Source organism: Chryseobacterium sp. sg2396 (assembly GCF_042610505.1).
Lineage (GTDB): Bacteria > Bacteroidota > Bacteroidia > Flavobacteriales > Weeksellaceae > Chryseobacterium.
Genome location: NZ_JBHGAQ010000002.1, coordinates 142,563 through 164,179, shown reverse-complemented (window position 1 = coordinate 164,179; position 21,617 = coordinate 142,563). Strand labels below are relative to the sequence as shown.

Sequence of the window (21,617 nt, the reverse complement as noted above, 5' to 3'; positions counted from 1 at the left end):
AACCTGATTTACATGAAAAATATTTCGATACCTATCGCCTTTTTTGCAGGCATTCTTACTTTTGCCCAATCGGAGAAGGACACCTTGAAATCCAAAGAAAAAGCCATTGAAGGCGTCACCGTAACGGTGAGAAAGCCCACCATAGAATCCAAAGTTGACAGAACGGTATTTAATGTGGCCAACAGTTCCATACTTGCGGGAAATACGACCTGGGACGTCCTGAGAATGACTCCGCTGGTGAGCATCGATAATAATGATGCCATTAAAGCAGAAGGCGAAAGCGTTACCGTCTATATCAACGACAGAAAATCCGTTTTTACCGGAAAAGAACTGAAAGAATATTTAAAAACGATTCCTGCCGACAATTTAATGAAGGTAGAAGTGATTACCAGTCCATCATCCCGTTACGAAGCTACCGGATCTGTCATCAATATTGTGTTGAAAAAACGCGACGACGAAGGAATAAAAGGAAGCGTCACTTTCAATAACAGACAGAATACCAAAAACTCACAATACACCAACCTGAATTTAAATTACCATAAGAAAAATTTTACGCAGACCCTCATCGGAAGTTACGGCGACTACACCAGCGTTCAGAGCAATTCCAGTATCCAGACGTTTTATACGGATAATTCCACCACATTCAGAAATTCAAAGACCATTTCCAGATCCAGAAACCCTTCCCTTTCTTCCACCTCGGAATTTGAGCTGAACAGCAAAAATACAATAGGTGTCATTCTGGAATATTACCAGAGCAATTCACTTTCAACATCTGATGCCGACGGTCTCAAAAACGTCAAAGGAGATTTTAACAATTCTTATACGCAAAACCAGAACTCGGACGGGCTGAACCGTAATTTCGGAACCAATCTTTTTTATAAATGGTACGATAAGGAAAAGAATAAGATCCTGGACATCAACCTCGGCAGCAATTATTACGGTGAATCAAACAATAGCTATTTTCTAAAAAACATGATTAACGCCACAACACCGAATCTTATTGAGGCCCAGGAAATAGGTGTGCTTACCGATACCGAAAACCGCAATTATTACGTCAAAGTAGATTATACCCAACCCCTCGGAAAATCAGGCGGAAATTTTGAAGTCGGCGGAAAAATGGATTTTAATAATAATGTAATCCCGAACAGCCTGTATGGCAATATGCTCTCCGGACTCAGCAGTCGGGATGTTTTCCATTATGAGGACAACATCAACTCAATTTACGCCAATTACAGCAAGACTTTTTTCAAAAAGCTGGAAACACGGGTCGGGCTTCGGTATGAATATATCGATTATAAGATCCGTCAGGATGTAGCAGGTTCTTCCCGGAAGGATTCCTATGGCAAACTGCTGCCAAATATTCTGCTTAAATATTCTTTTTCGGATAAATATGACCTGAGTCTAACCTACAATAAAAACATCTGGCGCCCATGGTATGCGGAATTCAATCCTTTTATGATTCCGAACAGCGACGGATTCTACACCCGCGGAAACATCAGCCTGGACCCGAACCCAAGCGACAGGCTATATATGAAGCTCGGAATTCTGAAAAAATATTTTATCTCTGCAAGGTATATGTTTACCGATCAGGATTACTGGACCGACTATATTACCGAAGGAAACAAAACAATTTCCCAGGAATCCAACTTTTTCGGGAAAGTGCATAAATATTATGTATTTGCCAATACCAATCAGACTTTTTTTAAAAATAAATTTACGGTGAATCTCGGGGTGGGATGGTACTATATCGACAACAGCGATTTCAACCGCAGAAACCACTTAGGAACAGACAACAGTTACGTCAATTACCTGAGTGCATCTACCAATCTTTCATACACGAATCTCTTTAACAAAAACATCAACCTGAGCGCGTGGCTGGAGGTTTCCAACCAGAACAACGGGAATTCCATTACCAATAAACCCAATATTTTCCATAATATTTCGGCGACGAAGATATTCCCAAAAACCCAGATGGAAGTCAGCCTGCAGCTGATGAATATTTTCAAGCGGCCGAATTATGATGCGACAACCTATGTACAGAGCGGAACTTTCAGAAACAGTTCAAAATGGGACTGGTACGGTTTCTCGATTTCATTCGTGAAACGTTTCGGAAACCAAAAGGTAAAGGAAAATACCAAAACGGATGTTGAGAAAAATGGCGGTGGCGGGAAATAATTGGTATCAATCAATTAAGCTTCTTATCTAACTCAAGTACATCTGTTACAAACGGGCCATGATTCAAGTTCAGGGCCCTTTATTTTTCCAGATCCGTAATTTACATACAAACTCCGTTGTTTTGCATACATCCGCTTCATGATTTCTGCGGAACTTTGTTCCTATAAAAATCGAAATATGAAATTAAGACACATTAAATTAGGAAACCAGGGTTTTGAAGTACCTATGATCGGATTGGGATGTATGGGAATGACAGGCTTTGAAGAAGCAGATACTTATGGAAAATCTGACGAAAAAGAGGCGATTGCCACTATTCACCGTTCGTTTGAACTGGGGGGAAATTTTCTGGATACTGCCGATCTTTACGGCCCGCTGAAAAACGAGCAGCTGATCGCCAAAGCCGTTGGAAACCAACGCGACAGGTATATCATTGCTACAAAATTCGGCTGGGAAATCGATGATCAGAATAAAATTACCTGGGCCATCAACGGGACAAAAGAATATGTAAAAAAAGCCGTGGAAAGATCCCTGAAAAACTTAAAGACCGATTATATCGATCTGTATTACATGCACCGGCTGGATAAAAATACGCCGGTTGAGGAAACCGTTGGCGCCATGAGTGAGCTGGTGCAGGAAGGAAAGGTAAAATTTATCGGGTTGTCGGAAGTTTCTTCCGAAACGGTGAAAAAGGCCCATCAGATTCATCCCATCACTGCTGTACAAAGCGAATTTTCCCTTTTTGAAAGAACTGTGGAAGAAAAAGGAGTCCTGAAACCATTGCGCGAACTGGGAATCGGTTTTGTAGCTTACTCACCGTTGGGAAGAGGTTTCCTGTCGGGACACATCAGGACCGTTAAGGACTTGCCGGAAAATGATTTCCGCAGGGGAATCCCTCGTTTCCAAGGCGAATATTTCATAAAGAATATAGAGCTGGTGGAAGCCATAGAAAAAATGGCGCAAGAAAAAACCATTACCGCTTCCCAGCTTGCTCTGGCCTGGATTATGAGCAAAGGCATTGTTCCGATCCCGGGAACCAAACGCAGAAAATACCTTGAAGAGAATATTGCATCTGCTGCAGTAGAATTAAGCGAAAATGATATTTTGAAACTGGAAAGTATCGTACCTTTAGGAACCGATACAGGGGCACCGTATGACGAATTCAGTATGGGACTTCTGGATTATTAATTTATATTTAGATCATGAATACCATTCAGTCTCTTTCCGCTTTCCACCGCCTGCTTTCTCTTCCCGAACCGAAACATCCGCTGGTAAGCGTCATTGATTTATCCGATGCCGTCTTTGCTGAAAACGACGTCTGGAAAGGTTTTGTCAACAGGTTTTATTGTATTGCTTTAAAAAGGGAAGCTACCGGCAAGATGCGGTACGGGCAGCAGCATTATGATTACGATAAGGGTGTGCTGAGCTTTACTGCTCCGAACCAGATTCAGTATCTTGACATTTATTCGATGGATTGCCACGGAAAAGGATATCTCCTTGTCTTTCACGAAGATTTCCTGCTGAAACATCCGCTTGCCCAGGCAATTTCCGATTACGGCTTTTTCTCTTATACCGTTAACGAAGCCCTGCATTTGTCGGAGGACGAAGAAAACGACTTGGTAGAAATATTTTATAAAATAGATAAGGAATGCAGCCATATCGACCGTCATACCCAGGAAATTATTCTTTCCCAAATTGATCTGCTGTTGAAATATTCAACCCGTTTTTATGAAAGGCAGTTTATCACGAGGAAAAGCGGTAATCATGATATTCTTACAAAGTTTGAGCAATATCTTAATGATTATTACAGAGAAGATATTTGTCAGCAGGGAATTTTAACGGTGCAGCACGCAGCTGAAGCAATGAATCTATCCCCAAATTATCTGAGCGATCTTCTGCGCATCCATACCGGAAAGAATACTCAGCAGCATATTCATGAAAAGCTGATTGCCAAAGCGAAAGAAAAACTGTCCGCGACCCAGCTCTCGGTAAGTGAAATTGCTTATGCTCTGGGATTTGAGCACTCACAATCTTTCAGCACCTTATTCAGAAAGAAGACAAATATGGCTCCTCTGGAATTCAGAACAAAATTCAGGTTTAATTAAATTAAAAGGCTGAAAAAAGGATGATGAATGTCCGAAGTTATATTCTTAAAAACTTCCGAACGCTTTTTCCCAACTTTCAGCCTTTAATACAGTTTAAACTGACTATTGCCTACGGATTCGGTATAATTTTCCGCCATCCGTTACGGTATACAGGTTATTGTCCAGTCCCTGTGTAATATCCCTAAAACGCTGGTTATCACCAGCAAGAAGCCTTTCTTCACCGGTTACTTTATTGTTTTCGATAACCAGCCTTGCAATATGCATTCCGCTTAGGGAAGCTACAAAAAGATTATTCTGCCATTCCGGAATGTTGTTTCCTTTGTAGAAAGTAATGCCGCTTGGTGAAATCACAGGATCCCAGTAATAGACAGGCTGTTCCATTCCCGACTGCTGCTGGATGCCGTTTCCTATGGTGGCCCCACTGTATTCGATACCGTAGGTGATGGTAGGCCATCCGTAATTTTTACCGGCCTGTACCCTGTTGATTTCATCACCCCCTCTCGGGCCATGTTCACTCTGCCACAATTCCCCGGTTACCGGATGGATAGCGATCCCCTGTGGATTTCTATGCCCGATGCTATACAGTTCCGGCAAAGCACCCGATTGGGTAAAAGAAGGGTTCCCCGGTGCTGGCTGACCGTTGGTAGTGATTCTAAGAATCTTTCCCAAAGCTGCTGTTACTGATTGTGCCAAAGGTCTCGTCGAAAGATCCGAACGTTCTCCTGTGCTTACAAATAAATTCCCTGTACTGTCGAACAGGATTCTTCCCCCATAATGCAGATTTCCTACATTTGCTGATGGGTTAGCCCTGTAAATTACGACCGGATTTTCGATCATAGCTTCTGAATTGGAAAGTCTTCCTTTCGCTACGGAAGTTACGTTGCCACCCGAAACATTTTCAGAGAATACCCAGTACACCATTCTGTTGGATGCAAACTGCGGATCTGCACAAACACCAAGCAATCCACCCTGCCCTCCCGAATTTACGGCAGGAAGTCCGGTAATGGCACTGCTTACTGTTCCCGTAGTACTTACGATTCTCATAGTTCCTGCTTTTTCAGTAACCAGCAGCCTTCCATCGGGTAAACCGGTGATTCCCCAGGGTGAGGATAAGGAAGAGGTAAGTACTTCACCAACATACGCCGTAGAAGTCCTCACACCGTTCGTCCGGGTTTGTCCAGGAAATGCAGGCTGATAATTGGTATTGGCGGCATTGTTTTCTACCGGTGGCAGTACCGGTCCGTTGTTTCCGGTATCTTCAATGGTCTCTGAGCAGCCGGTCAACAGCAGGGCTGCTGCAACCAGAATTTTGTACGTTGTTATTTTCATATCTGAAATTTTGGTGATTTGGTAATAATTTCAGTTTTTATGTAACAATTTTTTTGCCGCAAATCATTTTTGGACAACTTTTTGATAAGTATAATCAATCGGTTTCAAAAAATCAATATATAAAACTATATATGAACAATATTTAACCTGGTTTGCCGGAAGATATTGTATAAAATCAAAAAAAGTAAATCTTCAGAAAGGTTCCAAAAAGGAATTACAGGAGATCTTCCCAATGGGATCAGGTGTAATAAATAACAATGGCATGAATATTACAATAATACATGAAACACCCTACGAGATGGAAAACTTATCAGAAAATAAAGAATTAATTAATACTTATTTAAATTTAATTATTCAGCAGCAGTTTAATATGGAGATTGATCTTACTGATGAATATACTTTCATAGAAAACCTGGTTTCCAGAAAACCGATTATAGCAACTACCTTTTCAGATAAAATATTATCGGATCCCGAGATCAAAATGTTTCTTACTTCAATAATTACAGAAATAAATACCGGAAGCTGTACGATCCAATCAATCAAAACAAAGCTCAGAAATTATCCTGAATCCGGCTGGAGTTCACTGAGAAGAATTATATGAATTACATTCAGAAAAATTTATAAAATAAAAGTCCCTGCATCATCTGCAGGGACTTTTATCTTTCAGATTACCTTCTTTACTGCAGGTATTGCGCTACTTTGTCTTCAAGGTCTTCCAGGTTGAATGGTTTTGCTACATAATCGTCGGCCTGTGCCTGTTTGGCCAGTGCTACGATGTCGTTATTGGCCGTTACGTAGATCACAGGGATATTTTTAAACTCCTCATGACTTTTCAGAAGCCTGGTAGCCTCCACTCCACCTATTTTAGGAATCCAGTTATCCATCAGGATAACATCCGGTTGATACCTCGCGACCTTTTCCAAGATATCGTGCGAAGTTTCTGAGATTTCCACATGATAACCGTTTTCTTCAAAGATGATCGTAATTACTTCAAGGATTGTTTTATCATCATCGAAAATCAGGATTTTCTTTTTACTCATACTAATTTTATATTTTTAATGTCGTTAGGGATTTTCTTTTTTATTTCTTTACAGGTTATTAATATGATCTGCTAAGTTACCTGAATTAATAATTAAATCATAATCAATTTCTTCCACCGCCTGTTTCGGCATATAATTTACCTCCGCCGTCTCAGGATCCTGGATCCATACTTTACCACCGTTTTTTTTGATATAGGACAGACCTTCCACTCCATCCGCATTGGCTCCTGAGAGCAGGATGCCGACCAGGTTTTCACCGTAAATCTCCGCTGCCGACCTGAACGTGACATCAATCGAAGGACGCGAATAATTCATCTTCTCAGAGCTGTCCAGCGACATGATTTTTTTGTCTTCAAACAGCAGGTGGTAATCTGCCGGTGCAATGTATATTTTATTTTGTTGGATATCGGTTTTATCCTCAATTTCAATAACATCAACGGAAGAAAACTGCTGAAGGAGGGTCTGCAATATATTGGCTGCCTGTGCTTTTCTGTGTACCACAAGCAGAATAGGAAAGTGCAGGTCATCATCCAGTTTTTTTATCATTTCCAGGATAACCTGCAGGCTTCCTGCAGAGCCTCCTATCACAACCAATTCAATATTTGTGCTGTTCATTTGCATGGTGTAAAAGTTTATTGATGATCTACCTTTTTCCAGATTTTCTGATCGCCGACCTGGTGATAATTCTTATCCAATTTAGAAAACCTTATTGTTTCTTTTGCACCTAATGCCAAAAAGCCCAGATTTTCCAGGCTGTTGTCGAATAGCCGAAACACTCTTTCCTGTAAGCCACGGTCGAAATAAATAAGGACGTTGCGGCAGACAATCAGCTGAAAGCTGTTAAAAGAGCTGTCAGACACCAGATTATGGGTAGATAGGATCAGCTTTTCCTGAAGGCTTTTATCGAATTTCACACTGTCATAATTGGCAGTATAATAATCGGAAAAATCTTTTTTCCCGCCAGACTGGATATAGTTCTCAGAATACAGCTTCATCTGCTGCAACGGAAAAACTCCTGCCCTTGCGGTTTCCAGCACCGACGGATTAAGATCGGTCCCGTATATCAGCGACTTATGGTAAAGATTGGCCTCCTTCAGCAAAATCGCCATGGAATAGGCTTCTTCTCCCGTAGAGCATCCTGCCAGCCAGATCCTGATCAGAGGATACGTACCCAGCTGCGGCAAAATCTTTTCCCGTATATCTTTAAAAAACTGGGGATCCCGGAACATTTCAGTGACATTTACCGTAATTTCCTCGATAAAACGTTTCAGGTATTCGGGATCGTTCAGAATGGTATATCTTAATTCTGCAAAGCTGGTAAACCGGTCGATCAGACATATACGGTTCACCCGACGCTTAAACGAAGCGCGGCTGTACTCCGAGAAATCGTAACCGTACATATCATAGACATCCTTAATCAGATGTTCTACTTCGTCATCTTTTATAATACTCGGTTCCAGCATCTAGGTCAGTTTTTCAATGGCTGTTATCAGTTTATCCACATCAATTGGCTTGGAGATGTAATCCTGTGCTCCGGCATCCATGCATTTCTGCCGGTCTTCCGGCATGGCCTGAGCTGTAACGGCAATAATGGGAATATGGCTTAAATACGGCATGTCCCTGATGATTTTTATGGCCTGGTAGCCATCCATTTCCGGCATCATCATATCCATCAATACGGCTTGGAAATTATTATCTTTTTCTAAAACAGATATGGCTTCCTGAGCCATAGTACAGCTTTCAATCTGATAGCCCCGCGCTTTCAGCGTGAGTTTCATGGCAAATATATTACGCGGATCATCGTCCACAATGAGAATTTTCTTATTCATCAGAATTCTGGCTGTTTAACTTTCATATAACCAAACACGAAGCAGGGAAAGGAGCTGATCGATATCCACCGGTTTCGATATATAATCCGAAGCTCCAGCAGTAATGCATTTTTCACGATCCCCAATCATGGATTTTGCCGTAATGGCAATAATCGGCAGCCGGGCGAATTTCGGTATCTTCCTGATTTCCTTTATGGTTTCGTATCCGTCTAGTTCCGGCATCATCATATCCATCAGGATAACATCCACGTCCGGGTTTTCTTTGATCTGCTGAAGGGCGTGTTTTCCATCCATTGCCACTACAGCTTCCACTTTATATTTTTCCAGTGATTTCGTTAAGGAGAAAATATTACGGACATCGTCATCGGTAATGAGTATTTTTTTACCGCTCAAAACCTCTGTTAGAGATCCTAATGCTTTATTGCGCACGGTTTCGATAGAATTATTCTTTTCTTCCACCAGATGTAAAAACAGGCCTACCTCATCCAGGATCCTCTGGTAAGAATGTGCCGTTTTAACCACGATGGAATCAGCATATTGCTTTATTTTCAGCTCTTCGGATTTAGACAGGTTTCTTTCGGTAAAAATAATGATCGGCAGGTTTTCCAGTCCGTCATAACTTTTAATGGATTCTACGATCTCGTATTCATCCCCTTTTGAAGCTCCGATGTCCAGGATTACACAATCTACACGGTCGGAAGTCAGGGCTTTTACACTGTCTTCCACATTATTTTCCACGGAAAGCGAAATATTGAAATTGCTTAAGAAATAGGATAATGCACTGGCATGTTTCGCATTTTCTTCAACGATCAAAACTTTCTGTGGTCCTTTTTTCAGGGCTTCCTCAATTTTTCTGAATACTTCCGTCATCTGATCCAGTGCTACCGGTTTGCTGATAAAATCAATTGCCCCTTTCATCAGACTTTCCTTTTTCACGTGCAATGAAGACATCATATGAACAGGAATATGCTTGGTATCCGGGTTTGATTTTAAATCGTCCATGACCTGCCATCCGTCTTTTACCGGAAGCTGAACGTCCAGCAAAATGGCATGAGGCTTAAACTGCAGGGCAGCTTCAAGACCACGGTCTCCCCTTACTTCAATCACCGCCTTATAATTCTGCAAATGGGCATATTTCAGCAGGGCTTTTGCAAAATTCGTATCGTCTTCGATAATAAGAATGACCTTATCGTCTTTTTTAATCTGGTTACGGTCATCATCTACATTTTCCGGAATCGCCAGGGTATTGACTTCTTTTTTCACTTCCTCTTCCCCTTCATCCAGAATATGCTGAATTTCCTCCACATCTTCCCGGATGGTCTTTACCAGGTTCTGATCATTTTCTGCCGGCTTGATTTCCGTAGCTTCTTTTACCGGAATAATGAGACTGAATTCGCTTCCCTCATCCACTTTGCTCTTTAATATAAGCTCGCCTCCGAGCAGCCTTGCAATTTCGCGGCTGATAGACAACCCAAGCCCTGTCCCTCCAAATTTTCTTTTGGTAGAGCCGTCTGCCTGCTGAAAGGCTTCAAAAATAATTTTCTGTTTATCTTCCGCGATTCCGATTCCCGTATCTTTTACAGAAAAAACAATAAAGTCTTTTTTTACCGGATCTTTCTTAATATTCAAATCGATGCTTCCTATTTTAGTAAATTTAAGGGCATTCGATAATAAGTTTCTTAAAACCTGATCTACTCTTAACCGATCGGTCTGGATATTTTTCTGAACATCCGCTTCAATATCAATATTAAACTCAAGTCTCTTTTCCTGAAATACCGGGTTGAATAGGCTCTTCAGATCTTTCACAACATCTTCAATAACCACATCCTGATATTCAAGGGTCATTTTTCCGGATTCAATTTTGGCCAGATCAAGAATTTCATCGATCAGGGTTAAAAGACTGCTTCCGGAACTCTGGATCACTTTTGCCGATTCGACCTGGTCTTCATTCAGGTTTTCGTCCGGATTTTCCGCCATCAGCCTGGAAAGGAGAAGAATGGAATTCAGCGGCGTTCTTAATTCATGGGACATATTGGCCAGGAATTCCGATTTGTATTTGGTACTTAACGCCAATTCCTCTACCTTCTTCTGAATCTCATTATTTCGTTCGGCAATCAGGTGGTTTTTCTCCTCCAGCAGCCTTGAACGTTCTTCCAGTTCCGCATTTGCCTGCATCAACTCTTCCTGCTGTACTTTAAGTTCCTCTTCGGAAGCCTGTAATTTCTGCGTCTGCGCTTCAAGTTCTGTATTTAAGTTTTCCAGCTCAGAATGCTGTACCTGCAGCTCTTCAGACTGGGCCTGCGTTTCTTCCAGCAACTGCTGTTCTTTTTCACGGCCTCTGGCTGCACTCAGGGCAATTCCTATATTCCTGCTGCAATCGACGAAATAATCGATTCTGTCCTGCTCATAATTAGACGTTGAACCCAGCTCCATTACACCGATAATACCTCCGTCTGCAAAAATCGGGATCAGCATAATTCCGTAGATCTGGATGGTACTGCTGGCAAATGTTACCACAAAATCATCTTCATGCAGGTTGTTGTAAACCTGTGTTTTTTCACTGATGAAAGCCTGGCCGATCATTCCTTCTCCCGGCTCAAAAGCTTTTTTCATATTGTTTTCCAGTCCGAATGCGGTAATCAGTCTCAACAGGCCGTCGTCATACATATAGACGGAACCGTTGATGCATTTTCCGTAATCGATAAGCTGATGTAATGCGGCTGTAGCCACTTCTTTTACCGTTTTATTTCCCACCAGCGATTCATTCAGGATGGCAAGGCCTTTTTGTCGCCAGTCACTTTTATTAATGGTATCAAAAGAAAATTTCAGGGATTCCGTCATATGGTTTAGCGATTCCACCAGATCTCCTAGATCGTCTTCGGCATTATCTACCACTTTCTGGCTGTAATCTCCATTGGCTACACGGTTCGCAATCTTCTGGATAGCACTTACCCTTCTGGTGATTTCAAGGTCTTTCGCCTTGAGCATATTTTCCAGCTTTTCCCTACGGATAAGATCAGACCTTAGCTTAAGATAGAATATGGTAGTCACTATAATGGCTGCAATGGCAGAAAATATAATGAACATTACCGTCGTGTTCGACGAACGGTTAAGATCCCTGTTTTTTATGGCCAGCTGGTTTTCTTCGTACTGCGAAAATTCCTTCACAATCTGTCTGCTTCTGTCCATATACGCTTTACTTTCCTGGATCTGCTCTTTCGTCATCATCATTCCTTTCCTGCGGTTCTGCACAAAAAGTTTTAGACTTGCCAGATTATGCTCTACATTTTTCTCCAGCTCGTCCAGAAGTTTTTTCTGATGAGGATCCGTAATTTCCAGGCTTCTGGCATACTGAAAGGTTTTTGAATATTCCGCAAGACTGCGGTTGAAGGGCTCGAGGAAACTTTCCTGGCCCGTAAGCTGATAGCCTCTGTTACCGGTTTCGGCATCCAGAAGGGACAGCATGACATCCTTTACAGCGGTGACCGCCCTTCTGCTTTTCCCGACACTTTCCCGATGGTTCATCTGGTTCTGAATGCTGAAATAAGATGCTACGGAGCTCGCCATTAAGATAATAAGGGAAAAACCTACTCCAAACTGAAGATTTCGTATGATTTTTTTCGGCATGGAAACTAATTTAAAGGTAAAGTGAAATAAAATGTTGAACCTTCATCAACTTTGCTGGAAACCCCAATATTGCCATGGTGCTGTTTGATGATTTCGGCACATATGAAAAGTCCGATTCCCATTCCCTGGAACTGAAGTGAAGATTCTTCGACACGGTAAAATTTATGAAAGACGGCTTCCTGCTTATAATCGGGAATCCCGATTCCGAAATCGGTGACATTTACTTTTACTTCCTGTTCTTCTACATCCAGAAAAGTCGTCACAATCACCTGATTATTGTTGGGGGAATATTTTATAGCGTTGGTAAGAAAATTAATTAAAACCTGCTCGATGCGGATTTCATCAATGGGGATTAAAATTTCGGGCAGAATGCCGTCACGTTTTATTTTCACCCTGTTTTCATCGTGGGTCTGCAGGATCGTATCAATTGCATTATTGATAACGGTTGCCAGATTGGTAGGTTTCCTGGTGATCTTGAGTTTACCGTTTTCAATCCTGGAAACATCCAGCAGGTCGGTAATCAGGGTGTTCAGTTTTTCGATCTGGTCCTGAACTTTCGCGACAAATCCTGCTTCGGTACTTTCTTTATTCAGTTTCAGCTTTCTCTCCAGAAGCTGTACATAAGCTTTAATACTCGTTAAAGGTGTTTTCAGTTCGTGGCTGGCAATACTCAGGAATTCGTCCTTTTCCTTTTCCACTTTTTTCTGATCGTCAATATCTGTAAAAGTTCCTACCCAGTTTTTAATGCTGTTTTCCTCATGTACGGGTGTAATCCGGAGCAGATGGTAGCGGTAATTCCCGGTTTCCCTGTTTTTGATCCTGACTTCCATTTCGAGGGCTTTTTCTTTTTTCCTACAACGTTCCAGCTCTTCCGTGATGTTAAAGTCATCCGGATGGGTCTCCGGAAAATGTTTTTCGGAATCCGAATACTCATACCATTTTACATTCACGAAATCCACAATTCCATTTTCATTCAGAGTAAAGGCAATCTGCGGTAAAGATTCCAGCATCAGATGGAAGTGGTCGATCTGGGATTTCAAGGTAACCTGGGATTCTCTCCTGCCCTTTACTTCAAGTTCCAGGCTCTGCTGCGTTTTTTTCATCGCAATATTCTGTTCCTGGAGATTATAGAAGGTTTTTACCTTGAGAAGAAGAATTTCGGGATCCACCGGTTTGGTCACATAGTCTTTTCCTCCTGAAGCATATCCTTTGGTGATAAATTTTTTTTCCGTATTTACTGCCGACAGGAAAATAATCGGCACTTCTTTTGTTTTGCTGTATCCGGCCAGCGTTTCGGCAACTTCAAAACCATCCATATCAGGCATCTGCACATCCAGGATAATCAGGGCGTAGTCGTTTTTAAGAGCTTTACCAAGTGCCTGTTCACCCGAATCTGCTGTATCTACCTGAAAATCTTTGGATTCAAGTAATTTTTTAAGTGAATAAAGATTACTTTGGTTATCATCAACAATTAAGATCATAGAAGCTAAAATCAATAATTAATTATTTTTAGAACAGTTTCAAAAATATCTACAATATTTTGCGAAAAAGTCATTCTGTATCTTGCAGCAATACATGTACCAGAATGTTAAAATTTATAAAAATTCCACAAAAAAGATTAATTAAAAAAGTAGAAATATTTTTTATTACATGATTTTATGATATTTGGTAAATTATTTAACCCAATTCCCCATTTTTCAATAGAATTTTCTTTTTCCAGAATTATTCACGGCACAGTGTTTGAACATAAAACAGTAACACTTTTTCACTTAAATATATTTTTCAAATTTAACCCCTGTTTATGCAGGGGTTTGCTTTTTTGTTTATATATTTGCAGCGAATTTCTCATGTTTAATTTGAGTTTTCATGGTTATTAGTTTTTATCCCTGGCGCAAGTCAGGGATTTTTTATTTTACCCATAGAATTATCTCTGTTATTACAACTTTGCTGCAGTTCGTTAAAAGATTAATGCCAATATTTCTTAGTAAAAACCGTAGGAACTGTTATCTCAGCACTATAAATAATTCATCCCGCTTTTCATACAAATTCTTTAAAAAACTCTTTTCACTGATAAAAAAAGCGGACCGAGGTCCGCTTCAGCCAAGCATTTATAGTGTCATTACCAATTATCCGATTCATGGCATAACCATTTTACCTCGTAAAATACAGATCATGTAAATCCTTCCCAGGCTGCTGATCAATTTATATGGAGGAAAGCATAGGTAAGCCCTCAGAATCATACCCTTATAGAAAAACCGGGAAGGTATCTCAATGGCTAAAAATTCAAGGTGCTTCCAGTTTCAGTCTTCTGAAGACAGCTGGCTTGTGAAAAATGCTTTTTCCATTTGGTAACCGTATTCCTGCTGAGCTGGAAATACCGTGCCAGCTCGGAATTATTCATACCGTGTTTCTGCTGATGATCAAGGATCTTAAGAATTGTTATTTTATTATAGGACCTGAGCTTCTGATTATCACCCATCCTTTCCTTATTACGGTCGGTGATAATAGTATTCATACGGATAATATCAAGGAACTCAAGATCGTCCTTCTTTAAGATATCGCTACATTGGGCATGCTTTTCGGGATATTTGATGCGGATCATATCCGTGTAGATTCTTTTATAATCGGGTGTATTCATAGGTTTACGATGCTTCGGCATATTTGGTGATCCATTTGTAAAGCGTAGTCTTCGGGATTCGGTATTCTTCTATTACGTCGATTTTGGTTTTAGCTCCACTGCTTATAAGCTCAAGGATAAAATCAATGATCTCACGGGTATAAATATTTTTCCGGAACCGGGGAAGCGCCGTTTTCTTTTTGGATGCTTCAGTATGCGCAGAAGGCGGGGCGTAGAGGATGATATGCTGTGTATAGATCCTGAAAAAATCATAGTCCAGTAGCTTACTCCACCTAAGAAGGACTCCCGTACTGATTTCTTCAGCCAGGTAAGTTGCGTAAATTTCCTCTTCGGAACATCTCATAAAAGCGCAGAGGCGGGAGGTTGGCATCCCGCTTTCTGACACTCTTTGTTTAATGAGACTTCCGATGTGAATGTTCTTAAAGTCCATGGGTATATAATTGCATTTGTGTTTTATCCGTTTCTAAATATTTGGGAACTTCTCGTTTATTTGAGTAAGGTAAGTGTAAAACTGTTTTGAGCAAAATCATTTCTCGTTACATTAGAAGTACATCCTCCACTGTATCTTACAAGCATATAATAAGTACCAGCAGTGAGATAAGCAATATTTGATGTGTAAATAAAATCGTACTCCCCCGGACCTGCTGCCATGTGTACATCTTGCGCGAAAAAAGCCTCATTAAGATTCGTAGTGGAACTTTTACTTAAATTATATGCAATATACTGGCTGCATCCTGAGGTATTCTTATCAGTAATAAGTCTTGGAGAAATAATGTAATATCCCGGCGTGTTCACTATTGCACTGGCTCCTACATATTTCATTGAAACATCAAGCTGAGTACTTGCACCTGCTGTTGAATTAATTATAGTGGCACTTCCTGTAGTATCTTTCCACGTTCCTACTCCATTCGCATCCGAAACTAAAAATTTGCCTGCTCCTTGCGTGCCGTCAACAATCTTTATCGCTCCTGCGGTATTTCCGTTATTGATTTCCAACTTGGTTGATGGAGACGACGTTCCAATACCTACCATTCCGGAAGCATCAAACACGGTAGTTGAAGACGATCCGGCAATCTGAAGTACTTTGCCATTATTTGTTATTGTACTCGACTGTAAAAGATTACCTCCCAATACAATATTGTTAGCGGCCACCGAAAGACCATTGTCAGCTGTATATACTTCTCCCAATTTCTTCCAGAGACTTCCGTCAAAGTAATAATATCCTTCCGATGTAATATTAGCCGTCTTTGTACTTGGCGAATTTACGGCAACAGTAGCATAAATGACGGCACCTTTTTGACTGGAACCGTATTGTGCATCGGCAGATTTGATCTGATCTCCGGTAAGACGCGGGGCGATGAGTCCTTCAGGTTTACTTCCATCGGTTGTTTTGGCAGCAATGTCCATTGTTGCTTTTGGAGTACTGTTGTTAATTCCCACCTGAGCAAACAGGGTGGCTGAAAAGAAAAGTGCAGCCACAGCAGATAAGTTTTTTTTCATACGTTTACATGTTTATATTATTCATATTAGTCTTTTGAAGACTAATGTGAATTTTTATATCATTATAAATAAATATGTTAAGAAAAAGCAAAATCCTGAAAACAGTATTTTATTCCATCATGCGCTATAAACAACGATTTAATCCATGCGCATTTGTATTGCATAATAATTCAATAAAATATTAAATTGCAATATTTTACACATTTATATTTGGACAATTAAAAATAATTATTACCTTTGTATTATTAGTCTTCAAAAGACTAATTATTTGGACTATTTTTGAATTATATTTAGTATACATTTAATTTTAAGTCCATGATTTTTTCTTTCTATTTGTCCAGAAAAAGCTCCGGTTCAGAATGCCAGATTTATTTTTCTTTTACTTCCTGCAGTTCCCAAAAAGCGAATCACAACATCCGTCTTCCACTTTTTATTTCCAGAGGTGACTGGGATGATGAAAAGCAGAGGCCATTGAATATTTACGGTAAGAAATACAAAAAACTGAACCACATCCTCAATCTTATTAAGATAAAGGCTACAGAGCTCATTGAGGAAAAGCCGGAGGTTTCCACTAAAACGGCTTCTGCAATCCTCAGAAAAATATGCCTGGAAGAAACGCCTCAATTTGCCGAAGGAACCTTCCTTTCGCTAATGAATGATTATCTGGAATTGAAAAATAACTCCGTATGCCTTTCCACCTATCGCCGTTACCAGGTTTTTATGCGGCTGATGGAAAAATTTGAAGGCTTTTTGTGCAAATGCATGTATACTGAAGAGATTGACAACCATTTCATTAAACAATTCTACGAATTCGGCAGGAAGGAGCAGTACACGGAAAGCACGATCCAGAGAAGCGCGGAATTCATCAAAACGATCCTGAATTTCGCGGAACTGAAAGGCATCAGGACCCATGTACGGCAGATAACAATTCCAAAGTCCAAAGTTCAGAGGAAAGTCATGACCCTGGACGAAAAGGAAATCAACAAGATCAGGCAGTCCAGAGTTCCCAAGAAGCTGCAACAGGCGAAGGACTGGCTGGTGATCAGTTGCTATACCGGGCAGCGGATATCCGATTTTATGAAATTCAGCAACACTCAGCTAACGAATATCGACGGAAAAAAGTGCATTTCTTTTGTTCAGCAGAAAACAGGAAAGGAAATTGTGCTTCCGCTTCATCCGATTGTCCTCAAAATCATGGCCCGTTACGGAAATACCTTTCCGCAACCTCTGGATCCATATATCTATAATGAACAGATCAAAAAAGTGGCAGCCCTGGCCCGAATCAACACGCCCGTAAAGATCAGGAAAAGAATCGGATTCCGTTGCAAAGAACTGGATATGGAGAAATGGCAGAATATTACCAGCCACATTGGAAGGCGAAGCTTTGCCTCGAACTTTTACGGAAAGATCCCGACGCCTTTATTAATGCAGGCGACCGGCCACAGCACCGAGCAGATGTTTTTAAATTACATCAATCCCGTAAACCATGCAAGAGTCATCAGCCTGGGCAATTATTTTGAGAAAATTTATGCGGAGGGAGCGTAATGGTAATTAATAATTCAATTTCATTAAAATCATACCCGGTATGGCACAACTTGTGATATAGCAGGAGTACACCATTAATATCATAACGCTATGTCGATTAAAATACAAGTCGCTGTCTGCACACATTGCAAAGGCTATTTTTCAGCTGCACCATTTGAACAAAAGAACGCAAATCACCCGGATATTATCGATCACTTTTTCTATCATGGTGAGCCTTGGTTTACCCTTGACTGCAAGACCTTTGAAAAGTCCAAAAACCTTGAAAATACACGGATTGTGATCACCGACCTGGAAGAACATGTAAAAGACGATCATCGTTATTGCCATTGTAAAAAGAAAGAAATTCCTGTCCGGTCACCCTATTCTTATGAATCCTCGCAAGCAGAAAAATACACTCCTTATCTTGAAAAAAACGAACTGGAGACAGAAATTTACTTCAAAGACCTTTATTATACCTATAACAATTTCCACAGTATCGCCGCTTCCGGCCATCACAGAAATTCGGCAAACAAATTCTAAGTTGCTATGAAGATTGCAACATATAACGTAAATGGCGTAAACGGTCGGCTTCCTATCCTCATCAGATGGTTACAGGAAGCCGATCCTCATATTGTATGTCTGCAGGAACTTAAGGCACCACAGGAGAAATTTCCCGAAAAAGCCATCTTAGATACCGGCTATCGTGCGATATGGAAAGGACAAAAAAGCTGGAACGGCGTGGCATCCTTGCCCGAAAAAACCTGGAGATTACCGAAGTACAGAGGGAACTGCCCGGTAGTGAAAACGATGACCAAAGCCGGTACATTGAAGCCATCATCGATCAGATGGTAATATGCTGCCTGTATCTTCCTAACTGGAATCCTTATCCCGGCCCTAAATTCGAATATAAACTGGAATGGCTTAAACAATTTAAGAAACGTACAGGAGAATTTATTAAAATGGATCTTCCGGCCATTCTGATCGGAGATTTCAATATCATCCCTACTCCACTTGATGTTCATAAACCCGAACGCTGGCAAGATGATGCCTTATTCCGGACGGAAGTGAGGAAGGCTTTTGCTGCATTGATAAAAAAAGGCTGGACCGATTCTATCCGCACTTTGTTTCCTGAAGAAAAAATCTATACATTCTGGGATTATCTTTATAGAGCTTATGAACGTGATGCAGGAATCAGACTGGACCATATGCTGCTTAGCCCTTACCTCAAATCAAGGCTGAAATCCGGCGGTGTGGACAAATGCGTCCGCGGTTGGGAAAAGAGCAGTGATCATGCCCCGGTGTGGATCGAGCTTACAGATAGATAAAAATAAAAAATACAGGAATTAAAATCCTAAGAAATATTACTACATTAACTATAAATATCTGATATTCAAAATTTTAACATTTTATTTAATAAAGAAACGTTAAGCATTCAGTTTCCTTTTTACGGTTTATTTCATGCTTATTTTCGTCGATAAGAAACTATCAATCAATAGATCATAAAAAGACTGCCTTTTCGGGGCAGTCTTCTTTTAATTTTTGGGTAATTTTTACAATTGTTTTCTATACCGGTTATTTCACGGCAGCTTTCGCTTTTTCAGACTCCATTAAATGATGTTCCAATGTAGGAAGCGTCTTGCTGGCAAAAGATTTTACAGAAGCATCCATACCTCCAGAAGCTTCTTTCTTGAATTCTGCAATATCCATTTTATGGTCGCTTACCATAAGGTCCGTATATGCACGGTCGAAATCCGCGCCTTTTTTAGCTTTCAGCTCATCGTATTTTTTTTGCTGATCGGCATCAAGGCTGGACGGCAAAGTGTATTTAGCCATGGAAGCCCATGACTTCAGTTCTTCGTTGGCTTTACCGTGATCTGTTACCATCATGGCACCTAAAGATTTTACAGCAGTATTCTGTGCATTGGTCTTGGCCAGCTCGCCCATCATAACTTCCATCATACCTCCTTTGGCGGCAGCGTCAACAAATTTCTTGTCCTGATCGCTTAAATTGGTGGACGCAGCTGCATTGTTCTGGTTCATCGCTGAAGCAGAGTCGCTACCTGTTGTGGCCATTCCTGTATCTGCAGGTGCAGACATTGACGTGCTGTCAGCAGAATCGTTCGCAGTTGTAGTTTCGTTTTTCTTACAAGCCACCATCGTTCCAACGGCTAGTAGGGCTAAAATTGTCTTTTTCATAATATTAATAAATGGTTGATAAATGTTTAGTGTGTAATGCTAATAAACTTAACGATAATAAGGATCGCAAGTTTATGCGCAGAATCATAATCTATAAGAATTTTTGTGTATTGAAACCTGCATGATCATAAAATAAAAGAAGCAACTTCATCCTGAAACAGCTTCTTTTATGTAGTTCATACAAAATTATTGTACTTAATGTTACCGGTAGCTCCCATAGGAAGATAGACTACCTTTCTTTTTATCATCTTTGCTTTTTCCAGTGCCTTAAGGGCTTTCTGACGCTCGATCTCTCTGTTTAGGGATACCGAATTATCCCATTCGTTAGAATTTTTCATACTGTAATATTTAAATGATTGGTGTTTATGTATCAATGCTTTGCAGCTAATATTGTCTTTACATAAAACAGGCCATTTTTTATATTTTATGAAAAAAATTAATCTTTTTTTTAATTAAAGTTAAAATTATTACATTGTTTATCCAAGACTTGTTTCCGCGAGATCATTTCTCTTAAATTTCTGAAAGAAAAATATATTCCATAAAATAAGCTCATATCCATATACGGTATCTTCAATGGGTATCGTAAGAATCCTGATGCCTATAAAATCTTTAGGATTATAATTCACAATCGGAGACTCCAGGCCGGTTCCTGTTAAAATACCGTTGACCATTAAAAATCCCGGCATCAGTATCAGGTAAATGAACGAAGCCTTTCCAATCCATCGTACCTTCAATACAAAATATAAAACGGTAAGGCTGCATGCAGTGGTAATAAACGTTAGGCTGGTATAAATTTTATCGATGAAATAAACTCCAATCATCAGCGCCAGAAAAATGCAGCTTATCACAAAAGCTTTTTCCCAAAACGGTTTCCAGTCGAGCTTAAAAAATTTGTTCAGACAGAAATAGGTAAAAATGCAGGCAAAAGGGATACAGAAAAAGAACATGATTTCTTCAATCGGCAGTTTGAGGAACCGGATGCCAATAAGATACCTGTCGTTAAACCACCAAACCCCTATTTTCGTAAACCAGGCATCCCAGATAATAAAGACAACCGCTACAATAAATGAAGCCGTAAAAAATGCTCCGAAATGCCGGTTAAATTTAATCTTGGGATGAAAAGAAAAAATAAAACAAATAATGACGGTGAAAAAATTGATAAGTAAGTATGTATATGGCAGCATCTTTTATTTGTTTTTATTAAAGTACATCTTAAAGTATTTTACCGGAACCCAAAGAAAGCCGAAACATTCGCCTTCTTCTTTTCCGGTGTGCTTATGATGCTGCTTGTGTGCCCTTCTTATGGCAAGAAGGTATGGATTTTCCGTATCGCGAAGTACTTTAAGACGCTGGTGTATAAATATGTCGTGTACGAAAAAATAAGCCATCCCATACAAAGCAATTCCTACGGCAATATAGAACCAGTAGTTGAAACCCTGTATGGTTCCGTAATACATCAGCATAATAGTCGGCAGGGCAAAGATGACGAAAAAGTAGTCATTTTTCTCCATGGGGCCATCACTGCTGTGATCGTGATGATCTTTATGCAGTGCCCAGAGAAATCCATGCATCACGTATTTGTGAGTAAGCCAGGTAATACCTTCCATAATGAAAAAGGTAGCTGCCACGGTGAGAAAGTTCATATCGATAGTTTAAG

General features: G+C 40.3%; 20 protein-coding genes and 1 pseudogene. 7 read left to right on the top strand and 14 right to left on the bottom strand.

Annotated features, from left to right (window positions below; genetic code table 11):
• The first annotated feature begins 12 nt into the window (after positions 1-12).
• The 3 genes from ACED20_RS02485 to ACED20_RS02475 all read left to right on the top strand — a co-directional run bounded on the left by ACED20_RS02485 (position 13) and on the right by ACED20_RS02475 (position 4,277).
• Positions 13-2,175, top strand: a complete 2,163-nt coding sequence (locus tag ACED20_RS02485) for an outer membrane beta-barrel protein (RefSeq protein ID WP_294237763.1) — start codon at positions 13-15, stop codon at positions 2,173-2,175.
• A gap of 177 nt (positions 2,176-2,352) precedes the next feature.
• Complete coding sequence (locus ACED20_RS02480; RefSeq protein WP_294237760.1) at positions 2,353-3,360, top strand: aldo/keto reductase; 1,008 nt, start codon at positions 2,353-2,355, stop codon at positions 3,358-3,360.
• Between the two features lie 14 nt (positions 3,361-3,374).
• The gene (locus ACED20_RS02475) at positions 3,375-4,277 is read left to right on the top strand and encodes an AraC family transcriptional regulator (protein WP_294237756.1); all 903 of its coding nucleotides are present in this window, start codon (positions 3,375-3,377) and stop codon (positions 4,275-4,277) included.
• 102 nt (positions 4,278-4,379) lie between these two features.
• Here the strand turns inward: ACED20_RS02475 and ACED20_RS02470 are convergent, their stop codons facing one another.
• A complete protein-coding gene (locus tag ACED20_RS02470) occupies positions 4,380-5,606 on the bottom strand; it encodes a PQQ-dependent sugar dehydrogenase (RefSeq protein ID WP_378103382.1) in 1,227 nt (408 codons plus the stop codon).
• A gap of 262 nt (positions 5,607-5,868) precedes the next feature.
• Between ACED20_RS02470 and ACED20_RS02465 the strand changes: the two genes are divergently transcribed.
• Positions 5,869-6,207: a hypothetical protein gene (locus ACED20_RS02465; protein ID WP_294237748.1), complete on the top strand. Its 339-nt coding sequence runs from the start codon at positions 5,869-5,871 to the stop codon at positions 6,205-6,207.
• Between the two features lie 76 nt (positions 6,208-6,283).
• Here ACED20_RS02465 and ACED20_RS02460 read toward each other — a convergent pair whose 3' ends face one another.
• The 9 genes from ACED20_RS02460 to ACED20_RS02420 form a co-directional block, all read right to left on the bottom strand.
• Positions 6,284-6,646: a response regulator gene (locus tag ACED20_RS02460; RefSeq protein WP_294198989.1), complete on the bottom strand. Its 363-nt coding sequence runs from the start codon at positions 6,644-6,646 to the stop codon at positions 6,284-6,286.
• 48 nt (positions 6,647-6,694) lie between these two features.
• On the bottom strand, positions 6,695-7,261 hold the full coding sequence (locus tag ACED20_RS02455; RefSeq protein WP_294220083.1) for a chemotaxis protein CheB: 567 nt from the start codon (positions 7,259-7,261) through the stop codon (positions 6,695-6,697).
• Positions 7,262-7,278: 17 nt separating this feature from the next.
• Positions 7,279-8,109: a protein-glutamate O-methyltransferase CheR gene (locus tag ACED20_RS02450; protein WP_294199342.1), complete on the bottom strand. Its 831-nt coding sequence runs from the start codon at positions 8,107-8,109 to the stop codon at positions 7,279-7,281.
• Complete coding sequence (locus ACED20_RS02445; protein ID WP_378103381.1) at positions 8,110-8,475, bottom strand: response regulator; 366 nt, start codon at positions 8,473-8,475, stop codon at positions 8,110-8,112.
• Between the two features lie 15 nt (positions 8,476-8,490).
• Positions 8,491-12,102 (bottom strand): response regulator, encoded by a 3,612-nt coding sequence (locus ACED20_RS02440; protein ID WP_378103380.1) that lies wholly within the window; start codon positions 12,100-12,102, stop codon positions 8,491-8,493.
• A gap of 5 nt (positions 12,103-12,107) precedes the next feature.
• On the bottom strand, positions 12,108-13,583 hold the full coding sequence (locus ACED20_RS02435) for a response regulator (protein ID WP_294293518.1): 1,476 nt from the start codon (positions 13,581-13,583) through the stop codon (positions 12,108-12,110).
• Positions 13,584-14,377: 794 nt separating this feature from the next.
• Entirely contained in the window at positions 14,378-14,740 is a 363-nt protein-coding gene (locus ACED20_RS02430) for a helix-turn-helix domain-containing protein (protein ID WP_378103378.1), read from the bottom strand.
• Positions 14,741-14,744: 4 nt separating this feature from the next.
• Entirely contained in the window at positions 14,745-15,170 is a 426-nt protein-coding gene (locus tag ACED20_RS02425; protein WP_294234165.1) for a transposase, read from the bottom strand.
• 56 nt (positions 15,171-15,226) lie between these two features.
• On the bottom strand, positions 15,227-16,240 hold the full coding sequence (locus ACED20_RS02420) for a hypothetical protein (protein ID WP_294219945.1): 1,014 nt from the start codon (positions 16,238-16,240) through the stop codon (positions 15,227-15,229).
• Between the two features lie 315 nt (positions 16,241-16,555).
• On the opposite strand from ACED20_RS02420, the gene ACED20_RS02415 reads away from it, so the two are divergent.
• From ACED20_RS02415 to xth, 3 genes and pseudogenes are all read left to right on the top strand, one after another.
• Positions 16,556-17,785, top strand: a complete 1,230-nt coding sequence (locus tag ACED20_RS02415; protein ID WP_378103376.1) for a phage integrase SAM-like domain-containing protein — start codon at positions 16,556-16,558, stop codon at positions 17,783-17,785.
• Between the two features lie 90 nt (positions 17,786-17,875).
• Positions 17,876-18,304: a hypothetical protein gene (locus ACED20_RS02410; protein WP_294201113.1), complete on the top strand. Its 429-nt coding sequence runs from the start codon at positions 17,876-17,878 to the stop codon at positions 18,302-18,304.
• A 6-nt stretch (positions 18,305-18,310) separates the two neighbouring features.
• Positions 18,311-19,089 (top strand): annotated as a pseudogene (gene xth / locus ACED20_RS02405) (exodeoxyribonuclease III).
• Positions 19,090-19,336: 247 nt separating this feature from the next.
• Here xth and ACED20_RS02400 read toward each other — a convergent pair.
• From ACED20_RS02400 to ACED20_RS02385, 4 genes are all read right to left on the bottom strand, one after another.
• Positions 19,337-19,960, bottom strand: a complete 624-nt coding sequence (locus ACED20_RS02400; protein ID WP_294237728.1) for a DUF4142 domain-containing protein — start codon at positions 19,958-19,960, stop codon at positions 19,337-19,339.
• Between the two features lie 176 nt (positions 19,961-20,136).
• Positions 20,137-20,298, bottom strand: coding sequence for a hypothetical protein (locus tag ACED20_RS02395; protein ID WP_294201109.1), 162 nt, complete (start codon positions 20,296-20,298; stop codon positions 20,137-20,139).
• Between the two features lie 138 nt (positions 20,299-20,436).
• Entirely contained in the window at positions 20,437-21,144 is a 708-nt protein-coding gene (locus tag ACED20_RS02390) for a lycopene cyclase domain-containing protein (RefSeq protein ID WP_294237725.1), read from the bottom strand.
• Between the two features lie 3 nt (positions 21,145-21,147).
• Complete coding sequence (locus ACED20_RS02385; protein WP_294201106.1) at positions 21,148-21,603, bottom strand: sterol desaturase family protein; 456 nt, start codon at positions 21,601-21,603, stop codon at positions 21,148-21,150.
• Positions 21,604-21,617 lie beyond the last annotated feature (14 nt).

What these genes read in the sequence shown, in the direction of transcription:
- ACED20_RS02465 (WP_294237748.1), top strand. Translation starts at nt 5,869, where the DNA reads ATGAATATTACAATAATACATGAAACACCCTACGAGATGGAAAACTTA.
- ACED20_RS02425 (WP_294234165.1), bottom strand. Translation starts at nt 15,170, where the DNA reads ATGGACTTTAAGAACATTCACATCGGAAGTCTCATTAAACAAAGAGTG.
- ACED20_RS02430 (WP_378103378.1), bottom strand. Translation starts at nt 14,740, where the DNA reads ATGAATACACCCGATTATAAAAGAATCTACACGGATATGATCCGCATC.
- ACED20_RS02445 (WP_378103381.1), bottom strand. Translation starts at nt 8,475, where the DNA reads ATGAATAAGAAAATTCTCATTGTGGACGATGATCCGCGTAATATATTT.
- ACED20_RS02460 (WP_294198989.1), bottom strand. Translation starts at nt 6,646, where the DNA reads ATGAGTAAAAAGAAAATCCTGATTTTCGATGATGATAAAACAATCCTT.
- ACED20_RS02385 (WP_294201106.1), bottom strand. Translation starts at nt 21,603, where the DNA reads ATGAACTTTCTCACCGTGGCAGCTACCTTTTTCATTATGGAAGGTATT.
- ACED20_RS02395 (WP_294201109.1), bottom strand. Translation starts at nt 20,298, where the DNA reads ATGAAAAATTCTAACGAATGGGATAATTCGGTATCCCTAAACAGAGAG.
- ACED20_RS02475 (WP_294237756.1), top strand. Translation starts at nt 3,375, where the DNA reads ATGAATACCATTCAGTCTCTTTCCGCTTTCCACCGCCTGCTTTCTCTT.
- ACED20_RS02485 (WP_294237763.1), top strand. Translation starts at nt 13, where the DNA reads ATGAAAAATATTTCGATACCTATCGCCTTTTTTGCAGGCATTCTTACT.
- ACED20_RS02420 (WP_294219945.1), bottom strand. Translation starts at nt 16,240, where the DNA reads ATGAAAAAAAACTTATCTGCTGTGGCTGCACTTTTCTTTTCAGCCACC.
- ACED20_RS02410 (WP_294201113.1), top strand. Translation starts at nt 17,876, where the DNA reads ATGTCGATTAAAATACAAGTCGCTGTCTGCACACATTGCAAAGGCTAT.
- ACED20_RS02390 (WP_294237725.1), bottom strand. Translation starts at nt 21,144, where the DNA reads ATGCTGCCATATACATACTTACTTATCAATTTTTTCACCGTCATTATT.
- ACED20_RS02470 (WP_378103382.1), bottom strand. Translation starts at nt 5,606, where the DNA reads ATGAAAATAACAACGTACAAAATTCTGGTTGCAGCAGCCCTGCTGTTG.
- ACED20_RS02450 (WP_294199342.1), bottom strand. Translation starts at nt 8,109, where the DNA reads ATGCTGGAACCGAGTATTATAAAAGATGACGAAGTAGAACATCTGATT.
- ACED20_RS02440 (WP_378103380.1), bottom strand. Translation starts at nt 12,102, where the DNA reads ATGCCGAAAAAAATCATACGAAATCTTCAGTTTGGAGTAGGTTTTTCC.
- ACED20_RS02480 (WP_294237760.1), top strand. Translation starts at nt 2,353, where the DNA reads ATGAAATTAAGACACATTAAATTAGGAAACCAGGGTTTTGAAGTACCT.
- ACED20_RS02455 (WP_294220083.1), bottom strand. Translation starts at nt 7,261, where the DNA reads ATGAACAGCACAAATATTGAATTGGTTGTGATAGGAGGCTCTGCAGGA.
- ACED20_RS02400 (WP_294237728.1), bottom strand. Translation starts at nt 19,960, where the DNA reads ATGAAAAAGACAATTTTAGCCCTACTAGCCGTTGGAACGATGGTGGCT.
- ACED20_RS02415 (WP_378103376.1), top strand. Translation starts at nt 16,556, where the DNA reads ATGATTTTTTCTTTCTATTTGTCCAGAAAAAGCTCCGGTTCAGAATGC.
- ACED20_RS02435 (WP_294293518.1), bottom strand. Translation starts at nt 13,583, where the DNA reads ATGATCTTAATTGTTGATGATAACCAAAGTAATCTTTATTCACTTAAA.